Origin of the sequence: Pseudomonas lijiangensis, from assembly GCF_018968705.1 — a bacterium.
Taxonomy (GTDB): Bacteria; Pseudomonadota; Gammaproteobacteria; order Pseudomonadales; family Pseudomonadaceae; genus Aquipseudomonas; species Aquipseudomonas lijiangensis.
This window is the reverse complement of sequence record NZ_CP076668.1, coordinates 1,072,746-1,097,941: the sequence shown is the minus strand read 5'-3', so window position 1 is coordinate 1,097,941 and position 25,196 is coordinate 1,072,746. Positions and strand designations below refer to the sequence as shown.

Here is a 25,196-nt window from a genome sequence, read left to right as displayed (position 1 = left end):
CATGAACAGCCCACTACGACGCCTGTCGACCCCCACGCTATTGAGCCTCGCCGTCGCGATCGGCCTGAGCGGCTGTGCCGGCCTGCCCGATCAACGCCTCGCCAATGAAGCCCTTAAAAACGGCGACACCGCACTGGCGCAGCAGAACTATCGGCAATTGGCGGACCTGGGCTACAGCGATGCACAAGTCGGCCTGGCCGACATCCAGGTCAGCACCGGGGATCCGGCTCAGCTCAAAGAGGCAGAGGCCACCTATCGTGCCGCTGCCGAAACGTCACCTCGGGCGCAATCGCGTCTGGGGCGTCTGCTGGCCGTGAAGCCCGATGCCACAGTGGCCGAGCACCACGAAGCAGAAGCGCTGCTCACCAAGGCATTTGCCAATGGTGAGTCGGGCACCCTGCTGCCGCTGGCCATGCTTTACCTGCAATACCCGCAAAGCTTCCCTAACGTGAATGCCCAGCAGAAGATCAACCAGTGGCGCGCCACGGGTTATCCGGAAGCCGGTCTGGCCCAGGTGCTGCTGTATCGCACCCAGGGCACTTATGACCAGCACCTGGATGAAGTCGAAAGCATCTGCAAGCAGGCACTCAACAGCACCGATATCTGCTACGTCGAACTGGCCACCGTTTACCAGAAACGCGGCCAGACCGAGCAGCAGGCAGCACTGATCGAGCAACTCAAGAGCGCACATGCCTCGGGTCGCGTCGGTGCTCAGCGAGTGGACGGCGTAGCCCGCGTGCTGGGTGACAGCCAGATCGGTACTCCGGACGAGAAGACGGCCCAGCAACTGCTGGAAGATATCGCACCCGGCTACCCGATTTCGTGGGTCACCCTGGCCAAACTGCTTTACGACTTCCCTGAACTGGGTGACGTGAACAAGATGATGGAATACCTGGACAACGGTCGCGCTGCGGATCAACCCCGCGCCGAACTGCTGCTGGGCCGTCTCTACTACGAAGGCAAGTGGGTTCCGGCCGACGCGAAGAAAGCCGAAGAGCACCTGCAGAAAGCCGCAGCGACCGAACTCTCCGCCCACTACTACCTGGGTCAGATCTACCGTCGCGGCTATCTGGGTGAAGTCTACCCACAGAAGGCTCTGGATGAATTGTTGACCGCCGCCCGTGGCGGCCAGAACAGCGCCGATTTCGCCATCGCGCAACTGTTCTCACAAGGCAAGGGCACCAAGCCCGATCCGGTCAACGCCTGGGTCTTCGGCCAGCTGGCACTGGCTCAAGGCACACCGCAAGCCACCGAGCTTGCCCAGGTACTGGATGCTCAACTACCGCCTGAAAAACGCGCCGCCGCCCAAGGGTTGCTGCAACGCGAACAAAAGGTTCGGGGCGTAACAGCCAGACAGAACGTACTGGTTCAGACCCTGACAGAAGAAAAAGACGGTGAGGAAGCGCTATGAAGTTGAATCCCCTGATGGCCGCCGGCATGGGCCTAGGTTTTACTCTGCTGTGGGCCTGCCCGACACTGGCTGCGCTGACTGAAGAACAGAATTTCGGTATCGAAGTAAAGGTCAGCGCACAGTCCGAAGACGACCGCGACCTGGGCACCCGCTCCGGCGGTGACGTACAGGGCCTGGGTCTGGACCTGCGTCCATGGGTCTACGGCCAGAGCGGCAACTGGAGCGCTTACGCCATGGGCCAGGTGGTTACCGCCACCGACACCATCCAGACTGACCCGCTGGAACAGACCACCACTTCCAACAATGGCGAAACCGGCACCCAGCGTTCCCGTGGCAACTCCAGCGAGCGCGAAGTCGAAAAGAGCTACGCGGCACTGCGTGAATTCTGGATCGGCTACAGCGGCTTCACGCCCTACCCTGGCGAAATCCTCAAGGTAGGTCGCCAGCGTCTGCGCAACGATGACGGTCAGTGGCACGACACCAACATCGAAGCCATCAACTGGACCTTCGACACCACCTTGCTGCGTGCCGAACTGGGCGCTGCACAACGCTTCAGCGAATACCGCACCGACCTGACCGAACTGGCTCCGGACGATGAAGACCGCCTGCACCTGTTCGGCTCGGCCAGCTACCAGTGGACACCTGGCCAATGGGTGGGTATCCGTGCCCACCACAGCCAGGACGACGGCAAGCTCAAGAACCAGAACGAAGTCCTGGACGATCTGGACAAGACGTCCAATGGCGACCTGACCTGGCTGGGTCTGACGGCTGACAGCGATGCCTACAACCATCGCAATACCAACACCGTCAACTACTGGGGCAGCCTGACCGCGATGACCGGTAATCGCGACGAAATCGGTGCCATCTACAACCCGGCCACCGACCAGTACCTTGCCGGCCAGAAAACCAGCAATGACCTCAATGGCTGGGCCACGGACCTGGGCATTCGTTTGCGTCTCGATCCGCAATGGCAAGTCGGTGCCGCCTACTCGCGCGCCAGCAAGGACTACGTCCAGAACGGTCTGGAAAGTAACCGCTCCAACTGGACCGGCACCCGCTCGCGGATTCACCGCTTCGGTGAAGCCTTCCAGGGCGAAATGGCCAACGTGGAAACCGGCTCGCTGTTCGCTTCGTGGCGCATGAACGACGAATACGACGCGTCCCTGATCTACCACAAGTTCCGTCGCGTGGACGGCAACTCGGGTATCGGCGGCGCGGGCATCAACCCGAATCGCGAAATCGTCGATGCCAACGGCATACCGACCAACACCTTCAGTTCCCTGCCGCTGGAAGACGGCCGCAAGGATCTGGGTCAGGAAATGGATCTGGTCGTCACCAAGTATTTCAAACAGGGCCTGCTGCCTGCGTCGGTAAGCCAGTCGATCGACGAACCTTCGGCACTGGTGCGCTTGCGTGCAGGTGTCTTCAAGCCCGGCGACGCTTACCACAACGGCGTGGATGAATACATGCACCGCGCCATTGTCGACGTCATCTGGCGCTTCTGATGCGAACCGCCAAAGGAGTGCGATGAGATGAACAGTCAAGCAAGCAATGTGCGTAACCGCACCTGGCCTCACGCCCTGCTCGAAAGCGCAGTGCTGAGCAGCGCACTGCTGATGGCCAGCACTGCTGCGCTGGCCAACACTGCGCCGGTCGCCTCCCAGGCGATCGTCAAGGAGCTGCAACAGGCCAAGAGCTACACCGTCAGCAGCGCGCCCATCGAGCCGCTGGCGATGGAAAAGCCTGTACTGCCGGACATCAGCGGCTACACCGCTGAAGCGGCCCTGAAAAAGATCGATCGTAGCAAGCCGGGTAAAGTCACCGTGGCGCGCATGATGGAAGAAACGGGCCTGAAGGAGTTCATCGGCGGCGATAACAAGATGGCCGAATGGGTTGTCCGCCAACGCGGCATCCCGCAGGCCATCATGATTTCCGACGGTTATGTGAGCCTGCAGGACCTGGCCAAGAAAGTGCCGAAGCAGTTTCTGAGCGAAGTATCGCCAGGCGTGTACATCGCTCGCCTGCCGATCCTGGTCAAGGAAACCGGCATCTTCGAGATCGACAAGAGAACCCGGGAACTGCGCCTGTCTCAGGAGAAAGGCTCGTTCCTGGTCAGCGAAGGCAAGTTGCTCATCACTCACACCAAGGTCGACGCCTGGAGTGAAGAACGCAACGGTCTGGCGCTGTATCGCAAGCCTGACGAGTTCCGGCCATTCCTACTGACCTGGGGCGGTTCCGAAACCTGGATCGCCAATACCAAGATGTCGAGCATGGGCTATGACCAGAGCAAGTCCTACGGCATCAGTATTTCCCAGTACACACCCAACACCGCGAAGATCCTCAAGCGCCCCGAGCCGACCGGCTGGATTGTCGACTCGGAGTTCTTTGACCTGTGGTACGGCTTCTACTGCTACGAGACCCGCGACTTCGTGGTCAAGGGCAATACCTACAAAGACAACATTGTCTATGGCATTGACCCCCATGACCGCTCGCACAACCTGATCATTGCCGAGAACGAAGTCTACGGGACCCGCAAAAAGCACGGGATCATCATTTCCCGGGAAGTGGACAACAGCTTCATCTTCCGCAACAAGAGCCACAACAACAAACTCTCGGGCGTGGTACTGGACCGTAACAGCGTCAACAACATCGTCGCCTACAACGAGATCTACCAGAACCACACCGACGGCATCACCCTGTACGAAAGCGGCAACAACCTGCTGTGGGGCAACCGCGTCATCGCCAACCGCCGTCACGGTATCCGCGTGCGTAACAGCGTGAACATCAAGCTCTATGAAAACGTTGCCATGGCCAACGGCCTGATGGGCGTCTACGGACACATCAAGGACCTGACCAATACCGACCGCGACATCGCCCTGGACCCCTTCGACGCCGAAGTGTCGCTGATCCTGGTAGGTGGCGAACTGACCAGCAACGGCTCCGGCCCGCTGTCCATCGACTCGCCCCTGAGCGTGGAGCTTTATCGCGTATCGATGCTCGCCCCGACCAAACAAGTAGGCATCAGCCTCAATGGCATCCTGGGTGAACGTCAGGACGAGATCCTTGACCTGCTGATACGTCAGAAGAAAGCCGTATTGATCGACCCCGTTGAAAGCCAGACCGAACTGCGGGAATGAGGAAAGGTATTTTTATGCACGCCAAACTGATCAAGCTATTGAGCCTCTCCAGCCTGACCGCCGCCTTGATGGCCGCCGCTGGTGCGGCTCGCGCAGATGACTCGCAAGCGCCGACCTTTACGGCCGAGCCTTGCTGCAGCCTGTGCCCTGCTGCCCATGACGCGAAGAACTACACCACGCGCTATCAGCAGAACTTCACCACCCTGATCCAGGCCGAGGGCGACTGGCTGTTCCGTACCCAGGAAGACCTGCGTACCGAATTCGACACGACGCCCGCCGGCTATCGTCGCCTGAAAGAACTGCACGAGGCTTTCAAGAGCAAGGGCGTGGAGCTGGTGATGGTCTATCAGCCGACTCGCGGCCTGGTAGATCGCAACAAATTGTTTCCTGCCGATCGCGACAAATTCGACTACGACAAGGCCCTGAAAAACTATCAGGCCATGCTCGGTCGATTCAGCAAGATGGGCTACTGGGTGCCCGACCTGTCGCCGTTGACCAACGAGCAACAGGCCCATGATTTCTACTTCCGCGGCGACCAGCACTGGACACCGTACGGCGCACAACGCACTGCGAAAATCGTTTCCGAAACCGTGAAGAAAGTTCCGGGCTACGCCGACATTCCCAAGCGTGAATTCGAGAGTCACAAGTCCGGACGCATGGGCAAGACCGGAACCCTGCACAACATGGCTGGTCAATTGTGCGGCACCAGCTACGCGATTCAGTACATGGATCAGTTCACCACCGAGCCCAAGGGCGAAGCAGGTGACGGCGATCTGTTCGGCGATTCCGGCAACCCGGAAATCACCCTGGTCGGTACCAGTCACAGCGGCAAGAACTACAACTTCGGTGGATTCCTCCAGGAATACATCGGTGCCGATGTGCTGAACGTGGCGTTCCCTGGTGGCGGTCTGGAAGGCGCAATGCTGCAGTACCTGGGCAGCGAAGACTTCCAGAAGCGTCCACCGAAGATCCTGATCTGGGAATTCTCGCCGCTGTATCGCCTGGACCAGGAAACCATTTACCGCCAGATGATGGCACTGCTGGATAACGGTTGCGAAGGCAAGCCTGCGGTGATGAGCGCCAGCACCACTCTCAAGCCGGGCAACAACGAAGTGTTGGTCAACGGCAAGAATGGCATCAAGGACATCCGCAACAGTCAGAACCAGATCGATATCAAGTTCGACGACACCTCGGTGAAAACCCTTCAGGCCAGACTCTGGTACATGAACGGTCGTCACGAGGACCTGAAAATCGAGAAGCCGGACACCGCCGATACCGACGGACGTTTCGCCTTTGAATTGCGTGAGGACGAAGACTGGGCAAACCAACAATTGCTCGCTCTTGAAATCCAGGGCCCGGAAGCCGGAACAGAACCACTGAAAGTCGAAGCAAAAGTATGCAAGCGCAATGTGTTCCCAAGCGGCGCGCAACACACCGCTCAAGCCGGACTATGAGGTGACTTATGCAGACTCCGAAACTGATACGCCCTACCCTGCTGTCTATGGCAATCCTGTCATCGATGGCATGGGTATCGGGCGCATCCGCCACCACGGCGCTGGTTCCCCCCCAGGGTTACCTGGCGCCTATCGAGAAAATGAAAACCGGCAGCCACGATTTCCAGTGTGAAGCCGTGCCAAAGCCTTACACCGACAAGCTGGTGTTTCGCAGCAAGTACGAAGGCTCCGACAAGGCTCGGGCCACGCTCAATGAAGAGTCCGAAGAAGCATTTCGCGATGCAACCAAAGACATCACGACCCTTGAGCGCGGTATCAGCAAAGTCGTCATGCAGTACATGCGTGACGGCCGCCCGGAACAACTCGACTGTGCGTTGAACATGCTCACCACCTGGGCCCAGGCCGATGCACTGGAGTCCCGTGAGTTCAACCACACCGGCAAGTCCATGCGCAAATGGGCACTGGGCAGCATGGCCTCGTCCTATCTGCACCTGAAGTTCTCCGAGTCGCGCCCGCTGGCCAACCGTCAGCAGCAGACTCAAGTCATCGAAGCCTGGTTCAGCAAGCTGGCCGACCAGGTGGTCAGTGACTGGAGCAACCTGCCGATGGAGAAGATCAACAACCACTCGTACTGGGCCGCCTGGTCGGTGATGGCGACCGCTGTCGCCACCAACCGCCGCGACCTGTTCGACTGGGCAATCAAGGAATACAAGATCGCTGCCTTCCAGATCGACAAGGACGGTTTCCTGCCGAACGAAGTCAAGCGTCGTCAGCGCGCACTGGCGTATCACAACTACGCCCTGCCACCGCTGGCCATGATCGCCAGCTTCTCCCTGGCCAATGGCATCGATCTGCGTAACGAAAACAACGGCGCGCTCAAACGCCTGGGTGACCGCGTACTCGCCGGGGTCAAGGACCCTGACGACTTCTCTTCCCGCGGTGGCGTGAAGCAGGACATGAGCGAGCTGAAAAAAGATCCGAAATTCGCCTGGCTCGAACCGTTCTGCTCGCTCTACAGCTGCAGCCCGGATGTGATCGAACACAAGCATGAGATGCAACCGTTCAAGACGTTCCGTCTGGGCGGCGACCTGACCAAAGTCTACGACCCGTCCCATGACAAAGGTGACAAAGGCGGTTCGTGATTCACGCATGGCTCTGTGGGAGGGAGCTTGCTCGCGACTGAGCTGTTCGCGAGCAAGCTCCCTCCCACAGAACAGGCACAGGTAAATGCAGTATTCCCCCCGAATTTCATGGGGGGTTTGGGGGGGCTTTGAGCCCTTGAATGTTGGACAAACGGAGAGATAAGGATGGTTTTCTCATCCAACGTGTTCCTGTTTCTGTTCTTGCCGATCTTCTTCGGCTTGTACTACATAAGCGGGCAACGCTACCGCAACCTGCTGTTGCTGATCGCCAGTTACATCTTCTATGCCTGGTGGCGTGTGGACTTCCTGGCGCTGTTTATCGCCGTCACTGTCTGGAACTACTGGATCGGCCTGCAGATCGGGGCCAGTGGAGTCAGGACCAAACCGGCACAGCGCTGGCTGCTGCTCGGCGTGGGCGTAGACCTGTGTATCCTGGGCTACTTCAAGTACGCCAACTTCGGTGTGGACAGCATCAACGCTGCCATGACCTCGATGGGCCTGGAACCTTTCATCCTGACCCACGTGCTGTTGCCGATCGGTATCTCGTTCTACATCTTCGAGTCCATCAGCTACATCATCGACGTCTACCGCGGTGATACACCGGCCACGCGCAACCTGATCGACTTCGCTGCATTCGTTGCGATCTTCCCGCACCTGATTGCAGGCCCTGTGCTGCGCTTCCGTGACCTGGCTGACCAGTTCAACAACCGCACGCACACGCTGGACAAGTTCTCCGAAGGCTGCACGCGCTTCATGCAGGGCTTCATCAAGAAAGTGTTCATCGCCGACACCCTGGCCATTGTCGCCGACCATTGCTTCGCACTGGAAAACCCTACCACAGGCGATGCCTGGCTGGGTGCACTGGCCTACACCGCACAACTGTACTTCGACTTCTCCGGTTACAGCGACATGGCAATCGGTCTGGGTCTGATGATGGGTTTCCGCTTCATGGAAAACTTCAAACAGCCTTACATCAGCCAGTCGATCACCGAGTTCTGGCGTCGCTGGCACATCAGCCTCTCCACCTGGCTGCGTGACTACCTGTACATCACGCTGGGCGGCAACCGTGGCGGCAAAATCGCGACCTATCGCAACCTGTTCCTGACCATGCTGCTGGGTGGTCTGTGGCACGGCGCGAACATCACTTACGTGATCTGGGGTGCGTGGCACGGCATGTGGCTGGCGATCGAAAAAGCGGTAGGCATCAACACCAAGCCTTACAGCTTCAACCCGATCCGCTGGGCACTGACCTTCCTGCTGGTGGTTATCGGCTGGGTCATCTTCCGTGCTGAAAACCTGCACGTTGCAGGCCGCATGTACAGCGCCATGTTCAGCTTCGGCGACTGGAACCTGTCGGAACTCAACCGTGCAAGCCTGACCGGCATTCAAGTGGCAACGCTGGTCCTGGCCTACGCAACGCTGGCGTTCTTCGGTCTGCGCGACTTCTACCAGGGCCGCTCGGAAAGCGACAAGCCCAAGGCAGACGGCCCGGCGACCGCAGAGCCCGGCACCATCAAGGCAGTACCTGGCGACGCACCTGGCAGCATCAACCTGCCTGGCTACACCGTCGGTACCAACGCCCAGGTGCAACCGGCCTACTGGACTGCCGACTGGTCTCGCTACGCCATGCGTGCGCTGATCCTGCTGCTGTTCATCGCTTCGATTCTCAAACTTTCGGCGCAGAGCTTCTCGCCGTTCCTTTACTTCCAGTTCTGAGGAGCCTGACATGACCCGTTCATTACGAATCCTCTACGTCACGCTGTTCATGTCACTGCTGGTGATCCTGGGTATCTGGTCGTTGCGCAGTTTCAGCAACTTCTCGACCTCGGCTGAAACCACAGTGCTCGACGGCAAGTGGACCAAGGCGGCGGAAACTCATTACGACGATGAGTTCCCGATCAAGCGCCTGGGCACCAACCTCTGGGCTGCCCTGGACTTCAAGCTGTTCAACGAAGGCCGTCCAGGCGTCGTGGTCGGCAAGGACCAGTGGCTCTACACCGACGAAGAGTTCGATGCCATTGCCAATAGCGAGAAAAACGAAGCGGACAACCTGGCAATTATCCAGGGCGTACGCGACGAGCTGAAAAAGCAGGGTACGGAACTGGTACTGGCGATTGTTCCAGCCAAGACCCGTCTGTATCCCGAGCACATGGGCGATAAAAAACCGGCCACCTTGCACACCGACCTGTACCAGCAATTCCATGCGCAGGTCGCGCAAGCCGGCATCTTCGCCCCTGACCTGCTGGCGCCGTTGCAGGCCGCCAAGCAGAAAGGCCAGGTATTCCTGCGCACCGACACTCACTGGACCCCGATGGGTGCAGAAGTGGCCGCGCAGCAACTGGGTGTCGCGATTTCCAGCAAGACTCCGTTGGAAGGTGAACCCGAGCAATTCGTTACTCAGGCCAAAGAAGCAACGCCTTACAAAGGCGACCTGACCAACTTCCTGCCACTGGATCCGCTGTTCAGTAATTTGCTTCCAAAGCCAGATGATTTGCAACAACGCAGCACAAATCCTGTCGAAGGAACTGCTGCCGGTGATGATGCCTTGTTTGCAGACACCGAAATTCCTGTTGGCCTGGTTGGCACCAGTTACAGCGCCAACCCTAACTGGAACTTCGTCGGCGCACTGAAGCAGGCACTACGCAGCGACGTCGTCAACTATGCAGAAGACGGTCACGGACCGATTCTGCCGATGCTCAAGTATCTGCAAACCGATGCGTTCAAGACCACTCCACCACAAGTGGTTATCTGGGAGTTCCCGGAGCGTTATCTGCCTGCTCATAACGACCTTGGCGAGTTCGATCAAAAGTGGATCGCCGAGTTGAAAAAGTCACGTGATAGCCAAGAGAACCTGGCCCTTAACACCAAACAATCCGAGTCGCCTGACCAGGCGCAAAACTGAGAGGACTCAATTATGACCCTACAGCACACTCCAAATCGTTCGGCCAAGAAAAGCCTGTTCAAAACCTGCGCGCTGGCTGCAACCCTGGGCCTGATGTCCCTGCAAGCCTTTGCCGGTGACTCCGCCCTCTACGGCCCGACCGCACCGAAAGGCTCGACCTTCGTGCGCGTCTACAACGCCAGCAACGCCGAGATCAGCGCCAGCGTCGGCAACACCAACCTGAACGAAGTCGCGCCACTGGGCAGCACCGCGTTCAGCTTCATGCCACAGGGCGACTACACCGCCAAGCTGGGCAGCCAGACCCTGCCGGTGAAACTGGCGGGTGATCACTATTACACCATCGTCAACAACGCCAGCGGCAAGCCGCAACTGGTTGAAGAAGCTCCGTTCAAGAACAAGCAGAAGTCTCTGGTTCGCGTACAGAACCTCAGCGACAAGTCGCTGACTCTGAAGACTGCCGACGGCAAGACCGAAGTGGTCAAGACCGTAGGCGCCAAAGGCACCGGCGAGCGTGAAATCAACCCGGTCAAAGTCAGCCTGGCGCTGTACGACGGCGACAAGAAAGTCACTGACGTGAAGCCTGTGGCCCTGGAGCGTGGCGAAGCCGCCGTGCTGTACATCACCGGCAGCGGCAGCAACCTCTCGCCAGTGTGGGTCAAGCCACCAGTAGCAACTCGCTAAAGATCAAGTTGGCGGGTTCATGGCCTCTGTCAGCCACGGACCCGCTAGCGCAGTACAAGAACAAGACAGAAACGACAGAAACCACGTACAGCCCTTATTGACTTATTGAATGCTATTGGAGAAACAAAATGATTCCAGTGATCTTGTCAGGCGGTAGCGGTTCACGACTCTGGCCGCTTTCGCGTAAACAATTCCCTAAACAATTCCTGGCACTGACAGGCGAACACACACTGTTCCAGCAAACGCTGGAGCGTCTGGTGTTCGAGGGTATGCAAGAGCCCATCGTGGTCTGCAACAAGGAGCATCGTTTCATCGTAAACGAGCAGTTGGCAGCACTGGACCTCAACACCCAGGCCATCCTGATGGAGCCGTTCGGGCGCAATACCGCACCCGCCGTGGCCCTGACAGCGATGATGCTGGTCAATGAAGGCAACGACGAGCTGATGCTGGTCATGCCGGCCGATCACGTGATCGAAGACCAGAAAGCCCTTCAGCGCGCACTGGCCCTGGCCACCGTCGCAGCCGAGCGTGGCGAAATGGTTCTGTTCGGCGTACCGGCCAACAAGCCTGAAACCGGCTACGGCTACATCAAATCCACCGCCGATGCCCTGCTGCCTGAAGGCGTGAGCCGCGTATCGCACTTCGTTGAGAAGCCAGACGAAAAACGCGCTGCCGAATTCGTCGAAGCAGGCGGTTACTACTGGAACAGCGGCATGTTCCTGTTCCGCGCCAGCCGCTTCCTGGAAGAGCTGAAAAAGCACGATCCGGACATCTACGACACCTGCCTGCTGACCCTCGAGCGCAGCCAGCAGGACGCAGGTTCAGTGGAAATCGATCCAGCGACCTTCGCCTGCTGCCCGGACAACTCCATCGACTACGCCGTCATGGAAAAAACCCAGCGCGCTTGCGTCGTGCCATTGTCTGCTGGCTGGAGCGATGTCGGCTGCTGGTCGTCGCTGTGGGAAGTGCATGAAAAAGACAGCAACGGCAACGTCACCAAAGGCGACGTAGTCATCCAGGACAGCCGCAACTGCATGATCCACGGCAACGGCAAACTGGTATCGGTGATCGGCCTGGAAAACATCGTGGTCGTCGAAACCAAGGACGCCATGATGATTGCCCACAAGGACAAGGTCCAGGGCGTGAAGCAGATGGTCAACACCCTCAACGAGCAGGGCCGCAGCGAAACCCAGAACCATCTGGAAGTCTATCGTCCGTGGGGTTCCTACGACTCGGTGGACATGGGCGGCCGTTTCCAGGTCAAGCGCATCTCGGTCAAACCGGGCGCCAGCCTCTCCCTGCAGATGCACCACCACCGCGCCGAACACTGGATCGTGGTATCCGGTACGGCTCAGGTTACCTGCGACGAGAACGTATTCCTGCTGACTGAAAACCAGTCCACCTACATCCCGATCGCTTCGGTCCATCGCCTGAAAAACCCGGGCAAGATCCCGTTGGAAATCATCGAAGTCCAATCGGGCAGCTACCTGGGCGAAGACGACATCGAGCGTTACGAAGATGTGTATGGTCGTTCCGGCGCGCTGGAAGCGGGCGTGAAAACCCAGACGATTGCACGGTAAAAGATAGCGGCAAGCTTCAAGCTGGAAGCTTCAAGTAGCTTGAGGCTGGTAGCTTGCAACTTGTCGCTGACAGAGCAACAAGCCCTCGGCATTCATCTGCGTATCCCCATCCGCAGACGTTTGCCGGGGGTTTTTTATTGGTTCAAATCGATGCCGGTCATGCCATTCTCTGACGCATGGCCTCTCGACTCCTCTCAGTTCGCAATCGCTTGGCCATCAGTCTTGCCGGAAGTCTTGAAGCCATGACAAGTCCAGCATAAGTGTCGGCATTCATTCGTAATAACGAAGTCCGAATGCGGGGATCACCAAATGCTTCTGCTCGACGCTCCCCTGTGTCTGCATTTTCATCGAGAGTCTTCATGGTTTCTTGATAATCGCGTATGTCAAGCTCACCTTCATCCGGTCCATCCAGCACGGTGTACTTCAAAATTTTTCTGATTTTCTTTGACCATGTTTTCACCTTTGTCGGACTGGCTTGAGTTTTAAGAGAAAAGTCTTCATTGTAAAAAACATCCACTGTGCCACTAACCGCGTGAGACGCTTCATGAATCAATGTATGGGCAACCATCAGCACGTGTTGTGATTCAAGGTGCTTTCTGGATATTCGCATCCTGGAAAACCTCCTGAACATTTCATCAGTCATATACGTTGTGGCCAACACATCAGTATCCGTGTCGAAAAGTTCAAGCTTTCGGGACCTTGCCGGACCAAGAAGGGATGACAAAAAATTTTTCTGTACGCTTAATTCCTTCCGTGTCCCCGTTACAGTCAGCGCTTTTAATTCCGGAGATAGATCCCGACCATAAGCTGCAGCAAAGGCTTTTGAAACACCGTGGGCAGGTTCATCTTTTCCCAGCTCAGCAATGGTGAGCCGCAATAGCTCGACAGCCACATCAACAGCATCCTTCAGCTTGGCTTGCTGCTGGGGTGTAAACGTAGAAAATCCCCGCGCAACAATGACATCGTTCGGATTAGCGCCTTCACTATCAACGTAGCGCAAAGGTGAATTACGAACGAAGCGGAACAGGTTCAACCCATCCACGGCTCCCGCCGGGTCAGGATTGATCCAGCGTTGCAACCACGGCGCGTAATACCGTTGACCGTAGTAATACAACCCGGTTGCATCCCGCTCCTTGCCGGAATAACGCACAGTCTTGTAGTTGGCTTCAATCGCAGTGCGGCCTGCCCACCATGAGGTGCCGCCAAAGGGGTAATAACTTTCCTGGCTGATGATCTGAGCATCCTTGTCCAGTTCCAGGGTGCTTGAACCCAGATGATCGTTCAGGCTGTAGCGGTATTGGTCATTGTCCAGTTCGGCGGGCTTTCCGCCCTGCCAGTGCAGCACCCGGACATTGTTGCGCCCGGCCTGTGCCGTGATGACCTGCAAGGTTTCTCCGGTGGCGGTATCGGTGCGGATTTCCAGACCCGGCAGGTAGCGCACGTCTGCGATATGGGTGACGGTTTTAGCCTGGGTCTTACGCACTTTGCGCAGGCGCTGACCACTGGCGTCGTAAATGTAGCGCTCGCTGTCGTCGAGGCCGGACTCTCGCACCACCGGCCTTACTTCCTGCAACTGATTACGCAAATCCCAACTCAGGGCTTGCCCGGCTTGCAGTGCCAGCAGATTACCGTTGGCGTCAAACGCTGCGGCAATCTCTTCTTCGCTGGGCGGTTGGTTGTTGATCACGGGCAAGCTTCGATTGCTATGCCTGGCGGTCACCAGTGCTCTGGAATGATTTTGCGACCCGACATGAGTTAATTGCTGCAGGTTGCCGCCTGCATCGTAGTCATAGGTCTGTGTGTAATTGGCCAGTTGTGTGGGGTCTGGCGGGCTCTGGAAATCTGCGAAGACTGGCCCGTGATTGGCCGTCGCCAACTCTCGTCCCGTGGCTTCTGTCAGTTGATACAACGTGTCGTATTGATACACCGATACCGGCTCGATGCGCTGATTGGCGAAATACCGGATAGGTTGGGCGCGGTCTTCGATGCGGATGACATTGCCCACCGGATCGTAGTCGTAAATCAAATCCTGCAATGATTCGCCAGCGTTGCGGGCCGCTTTCAGCTCACGCAACCGACCATCTTCACCGCCATACCGCGCAGTGGTGATGACGCCATTCCCTGCCGTTTCCGACTCGACGCGGCCTTGGGCGTCGTAGCGAATATCGCTGACCAGCATCTGCTCCGGCTGCCCATTGAGTTGCAAATGGCAGGATTGCAACTCACCTGCCACCGTTTGGGCAAAGCGCTGAACATTACCCTGCGAATCGGTTTGTCCGATGACCTCGCCGAGCGGGTTATAGGCCCAGCTCGTGGTCGAGCCGCTGCCGGTCTCCAGAAGGGCGTCGCGTTCGGCCTCTGATTCGGGCCAGTCGAGTTGAGTGAGGTCCTTGAGGAAGTGCTGCGTCTGCTCGATCACTGCGCCGGTCAGAGCACACTCGGTATTCAAACACGTGCCTACCGGGTCGTCGTGGCGAATCAACTGGCCGCACTGGTTGCGGGGAGCCGAATCAACCTCCCCATAGGTCAGGCGCTCGATACATTGGTCATTTTCAAAAACACCTGTTGGTCTGAGCAGACCATCATGCTCCAGGCGCCGAACAGTGCCTCGCCCGTCCCAGGTTTGCACCGATTCACGATGTTCGCCCGGCAATGAAACCCGCCAACCGGCATCGACGCTTTCGCAGGCCAGCACCTGAGCGCTGAGGGAGTGAATATTGACAAGGTTGGCCGGCGCGTCACCTTCCCAGAGCCTGGGATCGTGACTGCCAATCGGCCGACCGGCAGGATCAAAGATCGAGCGATGGATACGCACGACAGGCGCGTCACTGGCTTGCTTGCAGTACCAGGCGACAGAGCGCACGACCAAGCGACGCGGATCAACAATCGCGAGTGTCGGCGTGTATCGATGTAAGTTGGCAGGCTGTCCGTCCATGGCTTAGGCTTCTACGAATCACTGTTTGAAGCTTAGTTCAGCACCTGTAGGCAGCCAAAAGCCTCGGATAACCGGTTTGAGTAGCTGCAAGCTGGAAGCCTCAAATTACGTGTAGTTCCCAACTTTCAGCCTCCGCCCTAACTGGGCGGATAAAAGAATACATGTCCGGTTCTTTTGGATTCCCTGCCCACAGCATCAACCGCTTTTAAATGAAAACGATGATAGCCTTGGACATTTGGCTGATATTCAGTACCGGTGACTTCTGCCATCAGAGTGAACCACCTGTAGACTCTGTATTTCACGGCATGAGCAGAAGTATTCCACAGCAACTTTATAGGGTAATAATTATTGTGTTCCAAGTAAAAATGCCCTGGCACCGGTACTGCCGAATCGCCTTCATCCACTTCGATATGGCTTAGCAGTAGGAGGGAGATAGCAGCAAGCCAGGAACTACAAGCCTCAGTAGTTCTACTTCCATACTTGCCAGTATTTTCATGGCCAGTCAAAGCATACTGGCAATATCAAAGGCATGGGCTATGCCTGACAACTCGTCCCTGATCGTTACAGTCCTCTATTTAGGGTATTTTCACTGCTTGACAAACTTAGCGGCGAGTCTGGCAAGCACCTCATTGACGTGCAGGCGATAACAAGCCACTGCACACAACCAGACGACGCGGATCGATGACCGAAAGTCCTCGGACTGACTACCCATAGAGTAATCCGTTTGTTTATCCCCACTCGAGATTCAGGTAACGTTGCTTGGCATTTGTTGACACCGATTAGTTGGAACGTTTTTGCTTCGACGCTCAATCGGCTGGAAGCAGGCGTGAAAACCCAGACGATTGAACGGTAAAAGATAGCGGCAAGCTTCAAGCTGGAAGCTGGAAGCTTCAAGTAGCTTGAGGCTTGTAGCTTGCAACTTGCCGCTGACAGAGCAACAGGCCCTCGGCAACATCCTGCGTATCCCCATCCGCAGGGTGTTGTTGAGGGTTTTTTGGCTCACTGCCACAACACCTCTCTACGCGGAGGACGGTCACTGCTTCTACTCCGGACCTGAACGAAGCGGTCTTTGGATAAGCTGTGAAACTTCGCACTTTCTTCAGGCGTTATTTGCGACATGGTATAAACACTCCAGAAATCCGCGACAGTGGTCAACCATGCTCTGAATGATGGAGCGCCAGGCCCCTTGGGTTTGTACTCTTCTCGTAAGCGAACATTTTTCTCAATGGCATTCTTAATTGTATTGCCCAAAGCGTTGGTCGCGGTATCGGGCTTCATAGATACAAACGACCAGGCTTTTTCGTAATAAAAATCATCATTGGTCTGCAACTCAAGATGCGATATCTCATGGATGAGAACTCCGATTTTTGACACGGGATTTTGCACCCGAAAGTTTCCTGTAAAAAATATACGTTTGTGTGGATCATCCTTGCCCACATGCGCTAAGCGCTGCTCATTCTCGACGTCTTTCACAAAAACAAACTGCTCACGCAAGTCCCCACCTTTCTGATAGCGAGACATAGCTTTGATGAGTTTTTCGTAACCGCTAATCACATGCCCTATATAGCCTTTTGAATCACTCAAATTCTCAGGAAGTGGCATACCAATGAATTTAAAAAGGGAGGACACATCATTCTTCTTCAAACGATTCACTTCACGCTTCATCAGGAACAAGCTTTTCTCGATAGCAAGATCAATATCCGCTACCAACCCCTTCTCGCCCGCTTTTTTCATCTCCTTCAAACCCCGGTATATAATCGCTCGATCTTGCTCTGTTCCTTTCTCAATCTCATCGTTAATACCTTTATATCCCCTGCCGTCATGATCAAAACCGCTGCACGGGTTATTCCGGACAAAACAGAACAGGTTCAACCCATCCACGGCTCCCGCCGGGTCCGGATTGTTCCAGCGCTGTAACCACGGTGCGTAATACCGTTGACCGTAGTAATACAACCCGGTTGCATCCCGCTCCTTGCCTGAATAACGCACAGTCTTATAGTTGGCTTCAATCGCAGTGCGACCTGCCCACCATGACGTGCCGCCAAACGGGTAATAACTTTCCTGGCTAATGATTTGTGCCTGAGCATCCAGTTCCAGGGTGCTTGAACCCAGATGATCGTTCAGGCTGTAGCGGTATTGATCGTTGTTCAGTTCGGCTGGCTTTCCGGCCTGCCAGTGCAGAACACGCACGCCGTTGCGCCCGGCCTGTGCCGTGATGACCTGCAAGGTTTCTCCGGTGGCGGTATCGGTGCGGATTTCCAGCCCAGGCAAGTAGCGCACTTCAGCCAGATGGGTGACGGCTTTGGCCTGGGTCGTACGCACTTTGCGCAGGCGCTGACCACTGGCGTCGTAGATGTAACGCTCGCTGTCGTCGAGGCCGGACTCACGCACCACCGGCCTTACTTCCTGCAACTGATTACGCAAATCCCAACTCAGGGCTTGCCCGGCTTGCAGTGCCAGCAGATTACCGTTGGCGTCAAACGCTGCGGCAATCTCTTCTTCGCTAGGCGGCTGGTTGTTGACCACGGGCAAGCTTCGATTGCTATGCCTGGCGGTCACCAGTGCTCTGGAATGATTTTGCGACCCGACATGAGTTAATTGCTGCAGGTTGCCGCCTGCATCGTAGTCATAGGTCTGTGTGTAATTGGCCAGTTGTGTGGGGTCTGGCGGGCTCTGGAAATCTGCAAAGACGGGACCGTGATTGGCCGGCGCCAGCTCTCGTCCCGTGGCTTCTGTCAGTTGATACAGCGTGTCGTATTGATACGTCGAAACCGGCTCGATGCGCTGATTGGCGAAGTAACGAATGGGCTGGGCGCGGTCTTCGATACTGATCACATTGCCCACCGGATCGTAGTCGTAAATCAAATCCTGCAATGATTCGCCAGCGTTGCGGGCCGCTTTCAGCTCACGCAACCGACCATCTTCACCGCCATACCGCGCAGTGGTGATGACGCCATTCCCTGCCGTTTCCGACTCGACGCGGCCTTGGGCGTCGTAGCGAATATCGCTGACCAGCATCTGCTCCGGCTGCCCATTGAGTTGCAAATGGCAGGATTGCAACTCACCTGCCACCGTTTGGGCAAAGCGCTGAACATTACCCTGCGAATCGGTTTGTCCGATGACCTCGCCGAGCGGGTTATAGGCCCAGCTCGTGGTCGAGCCGCTGCCGGTCTCCAGAAGGGCGTCGCGTTCGGCCTCTGATTCGGGCCAGTCGAGTTGAGTGAGGTCCTTGAGGAAGTGCTGCGTCTGCTCGATCACTGCGCCGGTCAGAGCACACTCGGTATTCAAACACGTGCCTACCGGGTCGTCGTGGCGAATCAACTGGCCGCACTGGTTGCGGGGAGCCGAATCAACCTCCCCATAGGTCAGGCGCTCGATACATTGGTCATTTTCAAAAACACCTGTTGGTCTGAGCAGACCATCATGCTCCAGGCGCCGAACAGTGCCTCGCCCGTCCCAGGTTTGCACCGATTCACGATGTTCGCCCGGCAATGAAACCCGCCAACCGGCATCGACGCTTTCGCAGGCCAGCACCTGAGCGCTGAGGGAGTGAATATTGACAAGGTTGGCCGGCGCGTCACCTTCCCAGAGCCTGGGATCGTGACTGCCAATCGGCCGACCGGCAGGATCAAAGATCGAGCGATGGATACGCACGACAGGCGCGTCACTGGCTTGCTTGCGGTACCAGGCGACAGAGCGCACGACCAAGCGACGCGGATCAACAATCGCGAGTGTCGGCGTGTATCGATGTAAGTTGGCGAACTGCCAATCCATGGCATGAACCTCTGCGAGCACCTGCTTGAAGGCTAGCTCAACACCTGCTGGCCGGTGCAAAGACTCGGATAGGTGGCGGCAGTTACAAGCTTAAAACTATAAGCCTCAGCAGTTTGCAGCTTGCAACCTGCAACTTCTCGCAAAACAAACACCAACACCCTGAAACTATTAATCACATATAAGCTCAACTGTCGTTTTCTGTCACAAACAAAAATAGACATACCTACCCAGAGACTCTTAACCTTGCTCGAAGATTTAGAAATATAAGGAAACCCGCCACATAGATATCAATTAAAAACAAACACACCATAAACTTTTTATAAAATCAATTAAAAATGATATTAAAATGAATACTACCGCAAGCAAAACAGAAACCATATCTCTGCAAATAAATCTGAGTAACGCCAAGCCATCCGAGGCTGTACCTATGCCTCATATACGCGAAGCAGGCGAGACCTTGGAGCTGGATGCAGGTATTGCCAACAGAGGGTTCACTCTGGTACTTCCTGCCTTCAAGGATGAGACTTTCGATGAACTTTTCATCACGTTCTCCACCCTGGACTATAGCTCCATAACCAACGCAAGCCTGATCCCATTCATATCGGGACAAGCCTCGATTGATACTGTGACAGAAGAACAGATCGTCGGAAGATTCAAGCCCGGAGAGACAGCAAAGATCCGGGTTTTCCTCAGGGTCTACGGTGATATCTGGGTGCTTAAAGAGTCCCCCGATTACAAAATCGTCTAAAGTCAGGTAAGAAAGCGGCAAGCTATAAGACTCAAACCAATTGCAGGCTTGTAGCTTGTAGCTCACAGCTTACATCTCCCCCCGTCCGTCACCCCCTGCCATAAGCCTCGTTAAATATGCTTGACTGAAAGTTCCTACACTTGACAAAGCCTCTTGGCACAAGAGTAGCAATAAGACAGCAAGTCATTACCAATAGATATAACCAACCCATACAGTTATATCTTTCAGGGCAATCAAAATGAGCAGCGAAGGCATAGACGTTACTGGCGTAACGGTAGAGATCAACACCCCCGATAATCCATCTGAAATCACAGAGTTCAAGATACCGCTGAGTGACGGGACCGTCTCCGAATCTGTAACACAGCCCTACATACGTGAAGCAAACGAGCGCGCGGAACTGAGCGCCCTCCTTGCCAACAAAGGATTCACGCTTGTATTACCGGGTTTCGAGGACGGGGCATTCCATGAAGTCTTGATGACATTTTCCACTCCTGATAACAGTGGCAGCATCATCTCGACTCGCCTGCAACTTGAACAAGGCAAAGATTCGATCGATGTCGTGAAACAAAGCGAAATCCGCAAGGCGTTCAAACCAGGTGACAAGGCAAGGATTCAGGTTTTTCTCAGCATAACGCCTGATATCTGGGTGGCAGGCAAAGAGTCCATTGAGTACAGCATTGTCTAGAGCTTCGGCATGAAGAGTCAGACGGAATATCTCGTCATTTATCTCTGCCATTGGTAAAGCCCACCTGCCTTTCGGTAGGATGCCAGCTTCCATGCTGACGAGATGCGCATCATGCTGATCGGTATTGTGCTTATCCTGACCTGGCTCATCCTGCTGCTGCGCTATCCGGCAAAAGCCTTGCCTGTGTCGCTGGTGGCTGCTGTCGGCCTTGGAATCGTGGCCGCCGTCGTGATATGGCAGGACAACCGCGAAGCACGTCAACTGGAACGCCTGGGCTTACGCCTGGATTACGCGCCGCAACAATGCCCGGCAGGCAAGCCCTTGCTGGTGCTCATCGACAATACCAACAAGGTTCCCCTGCGCGAACTGCGCTGGCGTGTAGCGGCCTATGCGCCCGGCGACACCGTGAACCTGGCTGAAGACGCCTACACTGCACCGCATTACAGCGGTCCCGGTGCATTGCAGCCAGGCAGTCAGTGGCAGGATTGCCTGCCGTTACCTCCCTTGCGGCCGGGCTATCGCCCACAAAGCCTGGAGTTTCGTCCCGAACACCTTCAAGGCAGCTTCTCGGATTAAGGAAAACCACATGCCTACAGCACTTATCACCGGCTGCTCGAGCGGCATTGGCCGGGCTCTGGCGGACGCATTCAAAAACGCGGGTTATGACGTCTGGGCCACGGCACGCAAGGCTGAAGACGTCGCAGGCCTCAATGCTGCCGGTTTCAGCGCCATCCAACTGGACGTCAATGACAGCACCGCCCTGGAACACCTGGCCAGTGAACTTGAACGGCAAGGCGTCGGCGTGGACGTGCTGATCAACAACGCAGGCTATGGCGCGATGGGGCCGCTGCTCGATGGTGGCGTAGAGGCCATGCAGCGTCAGTTCGAGACCAATGTGTTTTCCGTGGTGGGCGTCACCCGGGCCTTGTTTCCGGCCTTGCGGCGCAGCAAAGGGCTGGTGGTGAATATCGGCAGCGTCTCGGGCGTGCTGGTCACTCCCTTTGCCGGAGCCTACTGCGCCTCCAAGGCGGCTGTGCATGCATTGAGCGATGCATTGCGCCTGGAACTGGCACCGTTCTCGATTCAGGTCATGGAAGTACAGCCCGGCGCCATCGCCTCGAGCTTCGCAAAAAACGCCACCCATGAAGCAGAACAACTGATCAGCGAACAATCCCCCTGGTGGCCCATACGCGAAGGCATTCGCTCCAGAGCCAAAGCCTCCCAGGACAACCCGACTCCCGCCACCGACTTCGCCCGGGAACTGCTCAAGGCCATCCAGCAGGCAAACCCGCCACGCCTGCTGCGTCTGGGCAATGGCTCGCGGGTCTTGCCGCTGATGTCATGGCTGTTGCCCAAGGGGCTGCTGGAAGGCGGATTGAAAAAACGCTTCGGCCTCAACACGACCTTGTAATCACCTCCCGCCCCTTTCTGCCGCGCTGAAACTCGATAGCCCCTCATATGAGGGGCTTTGGTCATCCAGGCAGCCATCTAAAATTCGCACCAAAAAGCAGCCAAGAGCCATTCAATACGCTTGCTTGCGCCCCAAAATCGAGCGCACCACATAAAGCTTACCGTTGAGCTGCCGATACACTCAAACAAACGGAGGCAAGACCGCTATGGCAGGCTGATATTCGATCATCTATGCAACTCCTTACAGCAAGGAGCGATAGCAACACACATCCGTTTACGGTCAGTCTGCAAGAAAAGAGGTCTGCAATGCTTAAAAATGCTCCTTTGAGTATGAAGTTACTGCTCATTCTGATGTTTCCCCTTCTTGGGCTTCTGGCCTTCTCCGGTATCTACATTGCCGACAAGATCCAGTCTCTGGATGCCATGAGCCGCACCGTTTCGGCCAGCAGCACTGCACAAAAACTGAGCAACCTGGTCACGACCCTCCAGCGCGAACGAGGTGCAAGCGGGGTATTCCTGGGCAGCGGCGGCAAGTCCATGCAGGACAAGCTCAAGAGTTTCCGTGCAGACACCGACAAGGCAGCCGCAGTGATAAAGGCTCTGCCTCGCCAGAGCGGCCTGGACAAGGTATTGCAGACCATAGACGAGCTGGGCCCCTTGCGTCAGAAGGTAGATGCGATGGGACTCAACAGCACTGAGTCGGGTGCGCGCTTCACAGATATCATCAAAAACCTGGTCGACTTCACCTATTCGCTGGAAGCCAGTGTCGATGAGCCCGCAATCCTTCGGGCGCTGAGCTCGCTCAACCAGTTCGTGGCGATGAAAGAGCGTGCCGGTCGCGAGCGCGTGCTGCTCGGTCTGGCCTTCAACCAGAATCGTTTCGATGCGAGCCTGTTGTCGCGCTTCAGCCGCAACCTGGGTGAGTTCAGCGGTTACTTCGAAGCTTTCCAGCGCTGGGCACCGCAGATCTTCAAAACCAAGATGGACAACGTCCTTCAGCAACCCGGTTCGCTCGAAGTGGCCCGTCTGCAGCGTCTGGCCTTCGACACGCCACTGGGTGACCCGCTCAATATCAAGCCTGAAGACTGGTTCAACCTGTCGACCAACCGTATCGATCAGATGGGTGCTGTCGAGGAAGAACTGAGTCAGGCCGTACTGGACCTGGCAACCCATGCCCGCGCAAGTGCACAGAGCAGCCTGTACATCGCCATCGCGACCGTGATTGTGATGCTGATCGCAGTGCTTTGCCTGTCACAGTTGATCATCCGCAACATCAAATTTGCGGTCAGCGATGTCAACCGTACCCTGATCGCCCTGTCGACAAGGGATCTGACTGTCAGAACCCGATACACCGGCACGGATGAGTTCGGTGAAATCTCGCGCAACCTCGACAACATGGCGCAGCAGATCAGCGAAGTGATCCGGGAGATCGGCAGTGCGACCACTAAAGTCGCCCTGGGAGCCGATGAGTCCTCGGCGGTTGCGGTCCAGACCAGCCAGAACGTAGCCCAGCAACGTCTGGGCACCGATCAGGTCGCCACGGCCATCAGCGAGATGAGTGCCACGGTAAAGGATGTCGCTCGCAGCACCACCGACGCCGCCGAGATGTCACAGCGCGTCAACACCAGCACCGTCCAAGGCAAGACCGAGATCGACAACACCATTCGCCTGATCAAGGACCTTTCGGTGCAGGCAGAACAGACCTCGCAGATCATCGATAACCTCAAGGGCGAGAGCGATTCCATTTCCTCCGTGCTGGACGTGATCCGTGGTGTCGCCGAGCAGACCAACCTGCTGGCACTCAACGCTGCCATCGAAGCCGCACGGGCTGGTGAACAGGGCCGTGGCTTCGCCGTCGTGGCAGACGAGGTACGCCAACTGGCCAAGAAAACCCAGGACTCCACCGTCAGCATCCAGAGCATGATCGCAAACCTGCAAGCCGGCTCCGACAGCGCAGCACAATCCATGAAGGAAACCCTGAACAAGGCTCAGGAAGGCGCAAGCAACGTGGTACGTGCAGGCGACTTGCTGGAGGAAATCGCCAACGGCATCGCGAGCATCAGCGACCGCAACATTCAGGTCGCCTCGGCTGCCGAAGAACAGAGCCTGGTGGCCGAAGAAATCCACCGCAACGTCAACGACATCAACACACTCGTCGTTCAAGTCAGCGCAGGCGCCGAACAAACGGCTCATACCAGCCGCGAACTGGCACGTCTGGCCGAGCTTCAACAAGGGTTGGTCAACCGCTTCAAGGTGGTTTGATAACCGATCAGTCAAGGCATGAGCAAAACTTGTGGGAGGCAGCTTGCTGGCGAAAAAGGCCTGAAAACCGACAGATATTCTGCGTCTGTACGCTGAAGTCGCCAGCAAGCTGCCTCCCACTTCCCCCCGTTGACTCGCAGACCTTGAGCCTTGACTGCGACGGATTGTGGCCTGTGAACCGCTCCTCGCCTCATGAAGCTCTCCAAAAAACCACTCTTGAGGCGCTTCCTACCCGAATGACATCACATCGCTATTATGCGCAAGAAGTTGCGCAATTTTTTGTGAGTAACCTGTGGACAGTTCTCTACAAGGCTTGTGTTTAGAAGCCTGTAGACGAGTGCGCAAGAAGTTGCGCAGTGGTGCGCAACTTCTTGCGCACTTTCAACGGGTTTTCCTCCCGAAAAGCTCAAGACGCCGCGAATAAATCACACATACCATTGATTTATATAGCTATTTTTCGGACTGGCACAAAGCTTGATCAGTATTTGCCACCCACCAGGCAAATTCGCCTCCCGGGACCCTCACAGTTTCAGCAAGGAGAGCATCCATGGCTACACCCGCGTACATGTCCATCACCGGCGAAAAACAAGGCCTGATCACTGCCGGCGCCTTCACCGCCGACTCCGTGGGCAACACCTTCCAGGAAGGCCACGAAGACGAAGTGATGGTGCAAGCCTTCCATCACGACGTGATCATCCCGCGTGACCCACAGTCCGGCCAGCCAACCGGCCAGCGCGTTCACAAGCCGGTGAAAATCACCAAAGTGTTCGACAAGTCCTCGCCTCTGCTGCAAGCGGCCCTGACTTCCGGCGAGCGCCTGAGCAAAGTCGAAATCAAATGGTTCCGCACCTCGGCTCAAGGCACTCAAGAGCACTACTACACCACCGTTCTGGAAGACGCGATCCTCGTCAGCTCCAAGGACTACATGCACAACTGCCAGGACCCTGCGAACGCGCATTTCACGCACCTGGAAGACATCGAAATGACCTACCGCAAAATCACCTGGACCCACGAAGTGTCCGGCACTTCGGGCTCCGATGACTGGCGTTCGCCTGTGGCCTGATACGGCTGAGGT

At 56.4% G+C, this 25,196-nt stretch carries 17 protein-coding genes and 1 pseudogene; 16 read left to right on the top strand and 2 right to left on the bottom strand.

The window, feature by feature from the left end; translation table 11 throughout:
- Position 1: 1 nt before the first annotated feature.
- From algK to KQP88_RS04800, 9 genes are all read left to right on the top strand, one after another.
- Positions 2–1,411: an alginate biosynthesis TPR repeat lipoprotein AlgK gene (gene algK, locus KQP88_RS04840; protein WP_025258720.1), complete on the top strand. Its 1,410-nt coding sequence runs from the start codon at positions 2–4 to the stop codon at positions 1,409–1,411.
- Positions 1,408–2,916: an alginate export family protein gene (locus KQP88_RS04835; RefSeq protein ID WP_025258719.1), complete on the top strand. Its 1,509-nt coding sequence runs from the start codon at positions 1,408–1,410 to the stop codon at positions 2,914–2,916. Before algK ends, KQP88_RS04835 begins: the two co-directional genes overlap by 4 nt.
- 27 nt (positions 2,917–2,943) lie before the next feature.
- The gene (algG, locus tag KQP88_RS04830) at positions 2,944–4,548 is read left to right on the top strand and encodes a mannuronan 5-epimerase AlgG (protein WP_216704983.1); all 1,605 of its coding nucleotides are present in this window, start codon (positions 2,944–2,946) and stop codon (positions 4,546–4,548) included.
- A gap of 14 nt (positions 4,549–4,562) precedes the next feature.
- Positions 4,563–6,002: an alginate O-acetyltransferase AlgX-related protein gene (locus KQP88_RS04825; protein ID WP_216704982.1), complete on the top strand. Its 1,440-nt coding sequence runs from the start codon at positions 4,563–4,565 to the stop codon at positions 6,000–6,002.
- Positions 6,003–6,010: 8 nt separating this feature from the next.
- A complete protein-coding gene (locus KQP88_RS04820; protein ID WP_025258716.1) occupies positions 6,011–7,144 on the top strand; it encodes a mannuronate-specific alginate lyase in 1,134 nt (377 codons plus the stop codon).
- 165 nt (positions 7,145–7,309) lie between these two features.
- Positions 7,310–8,860, top strand: a complete 1,551-nt coding sequence (locus tag KQP88_RS04815) for an MBOAT family O-acyltransferase (RefSeq protein ID WP_216704981.1) — start codon at positions 7,310–7,312, stop codon at positions 8,858–8,860.
- A gap of 10 nt (positions 8,861–8,870) precedes the next feature.
- Positions 8,871–10,046, top strand: coding sequence for an alginate O-acetyltransferase (locus tag KQP88_RS04810; protein WP_216704980.1), 1,176 nt, complete (start codon positions 8,871–8,873; stop codon positions 10,044–10,046).
- Between the two features lie 12 nt (positions 10,047–10,058).
- Entirely contained in the window at positions 10,059–10,727 is a 669-nt protein-coding gene (locus tag KQP88_RS04805) for an alginate O-acetyltransferase AlgF (RefSeq protein ID WP_200995182.1), read from the top strand.
- Positions 10,728–10,855: 128 nt separating this feature from the next.
- A complete protein-coding gene (locus KQP88_RS04800) occupies positions 10,856–12,307 on the top strand; it encodes a mannose-1-phosphate guanylyltransferase/mannose-6-phosphate isomerase (protein WP_216704979.1) in 1,452 nt (483 codons plus the stop codon).
- 157 nt (positions 12,308–12,464) lie between these two features.
- On the opposite strand, the gene KQP88_RS04795 is transcribed toward KQP88_RS04800, so the two are convergent.
- Both KQP88_RS04795 and KQP88_RS04790 read right to left on the bottom strand, forming a co-directional pair.
- The gene (locus KQP88_RS04795; RefSeq protein WP_216704978.1) at positions 12,465–15,242 is read right to left on the bottom strand and encodes an RHS repeat domain-containing protein; all 2,778 of its coding nucleotides are present in this window, start codon (positions 15,240–15,242) and stop codon (positions 12,465–12,467) included.
- Between the two features lie 999 nt (positions 15,243–16,241).
- A complete protein-coding gene (locus KQP88_RS04790) occupies positions 16,242–19,016 on the bottom strand; it encodes an RHS repeat-associated core domain-containing protein (RefSeq protein ID WP_216704977.1) in 2,775 nt (924 codons plus the stop codon).
- Positions 19,017–19,362: 346 nt separating this feature from the next.
- On the opposite strand from KQP88_RS04790, the gene KQP88_RS04785 reads away from it, so the two are divergent.
- From KQP88_RS04785 to KQP88_RS04760, 7 genes and pseudogenes are all read left to right on the top strand, one after another.
- Positions 19,363–19,764, top strand: coding sequence for a hypothetical protein (locus tag KQP88_RS04785; protein ID WP_216704976.1), 402 nt, complete (start codon positions 19,363–19,365; stop codon positions 19,762–19,764).
- 238 nt (positions 19,765–20,002) lie between these two features.
- The gene (locus KQP88_RS04780; protein WP_216704975.1) at positions 20,003–20,449 is read left to right on the top strand and encodes a hypothetical protein; all 447 of its coding nucleotides are present in this window, start codon (positions 20,003–20,005) and stop codon (positions 20,447–20,449) included.
- A 111-nt stretch (positions 20,450–20,560) separates the two neighbouring features.
- Entirely contained in the window at positions 20,561–21,025 is a 465-nt protein-coding gene (locus tag KQP88_RS04775; protein ID WP_200995186.1) for a multidrug transporter, read from the top strand.
- 10 nt (positions 21,026–21,035) lie between these two features.
- On the top strand, positions 21,036–21,860 hold the full coding sequence (locus KQP88_RS04770; protein ID WP_216704974.1) for an SDR family oxidoreductase: 825 nt from the start codon (positions 21,036–21,038) through the stop codon (positions 21,858–21,860).
- 230 nt (positions 21,861–22,090) lie between these two features.
- Positions 22,091–23,260: pseudogene (locus KQP88_RS25515) on the top strand (nitrate- and nitrite sensing domain-containing protein); the annotation flags it as partial.
- Entirely contained in the window at positions 23,255–24,121 is an 867-nt protein-coding gene (locus KQP88_RS25510) for a methyl-accepting chemotaxis protein (RefSeq protein ID WP_407681825.1), read from the top strand. The pseudogene KQP88_RS25515 and the gene KQP88_RS25510, both read left to right, overlap by 6 nt.
- Before the next feature lie 547 nt (positions 24,122–24,668).
- Complete coding sequence (locus KQP88_RS04760; protein ID WP_025258081.1) at positions 24,669–25,184, top strand: Hcp family type VI secretion system effector; 516 nt, start codon at positions 24,669–24,671, stop codon at positions 25,182–25,184.
- Positions 25,185–25,196 lie beyond the last annotated feature (12 nt).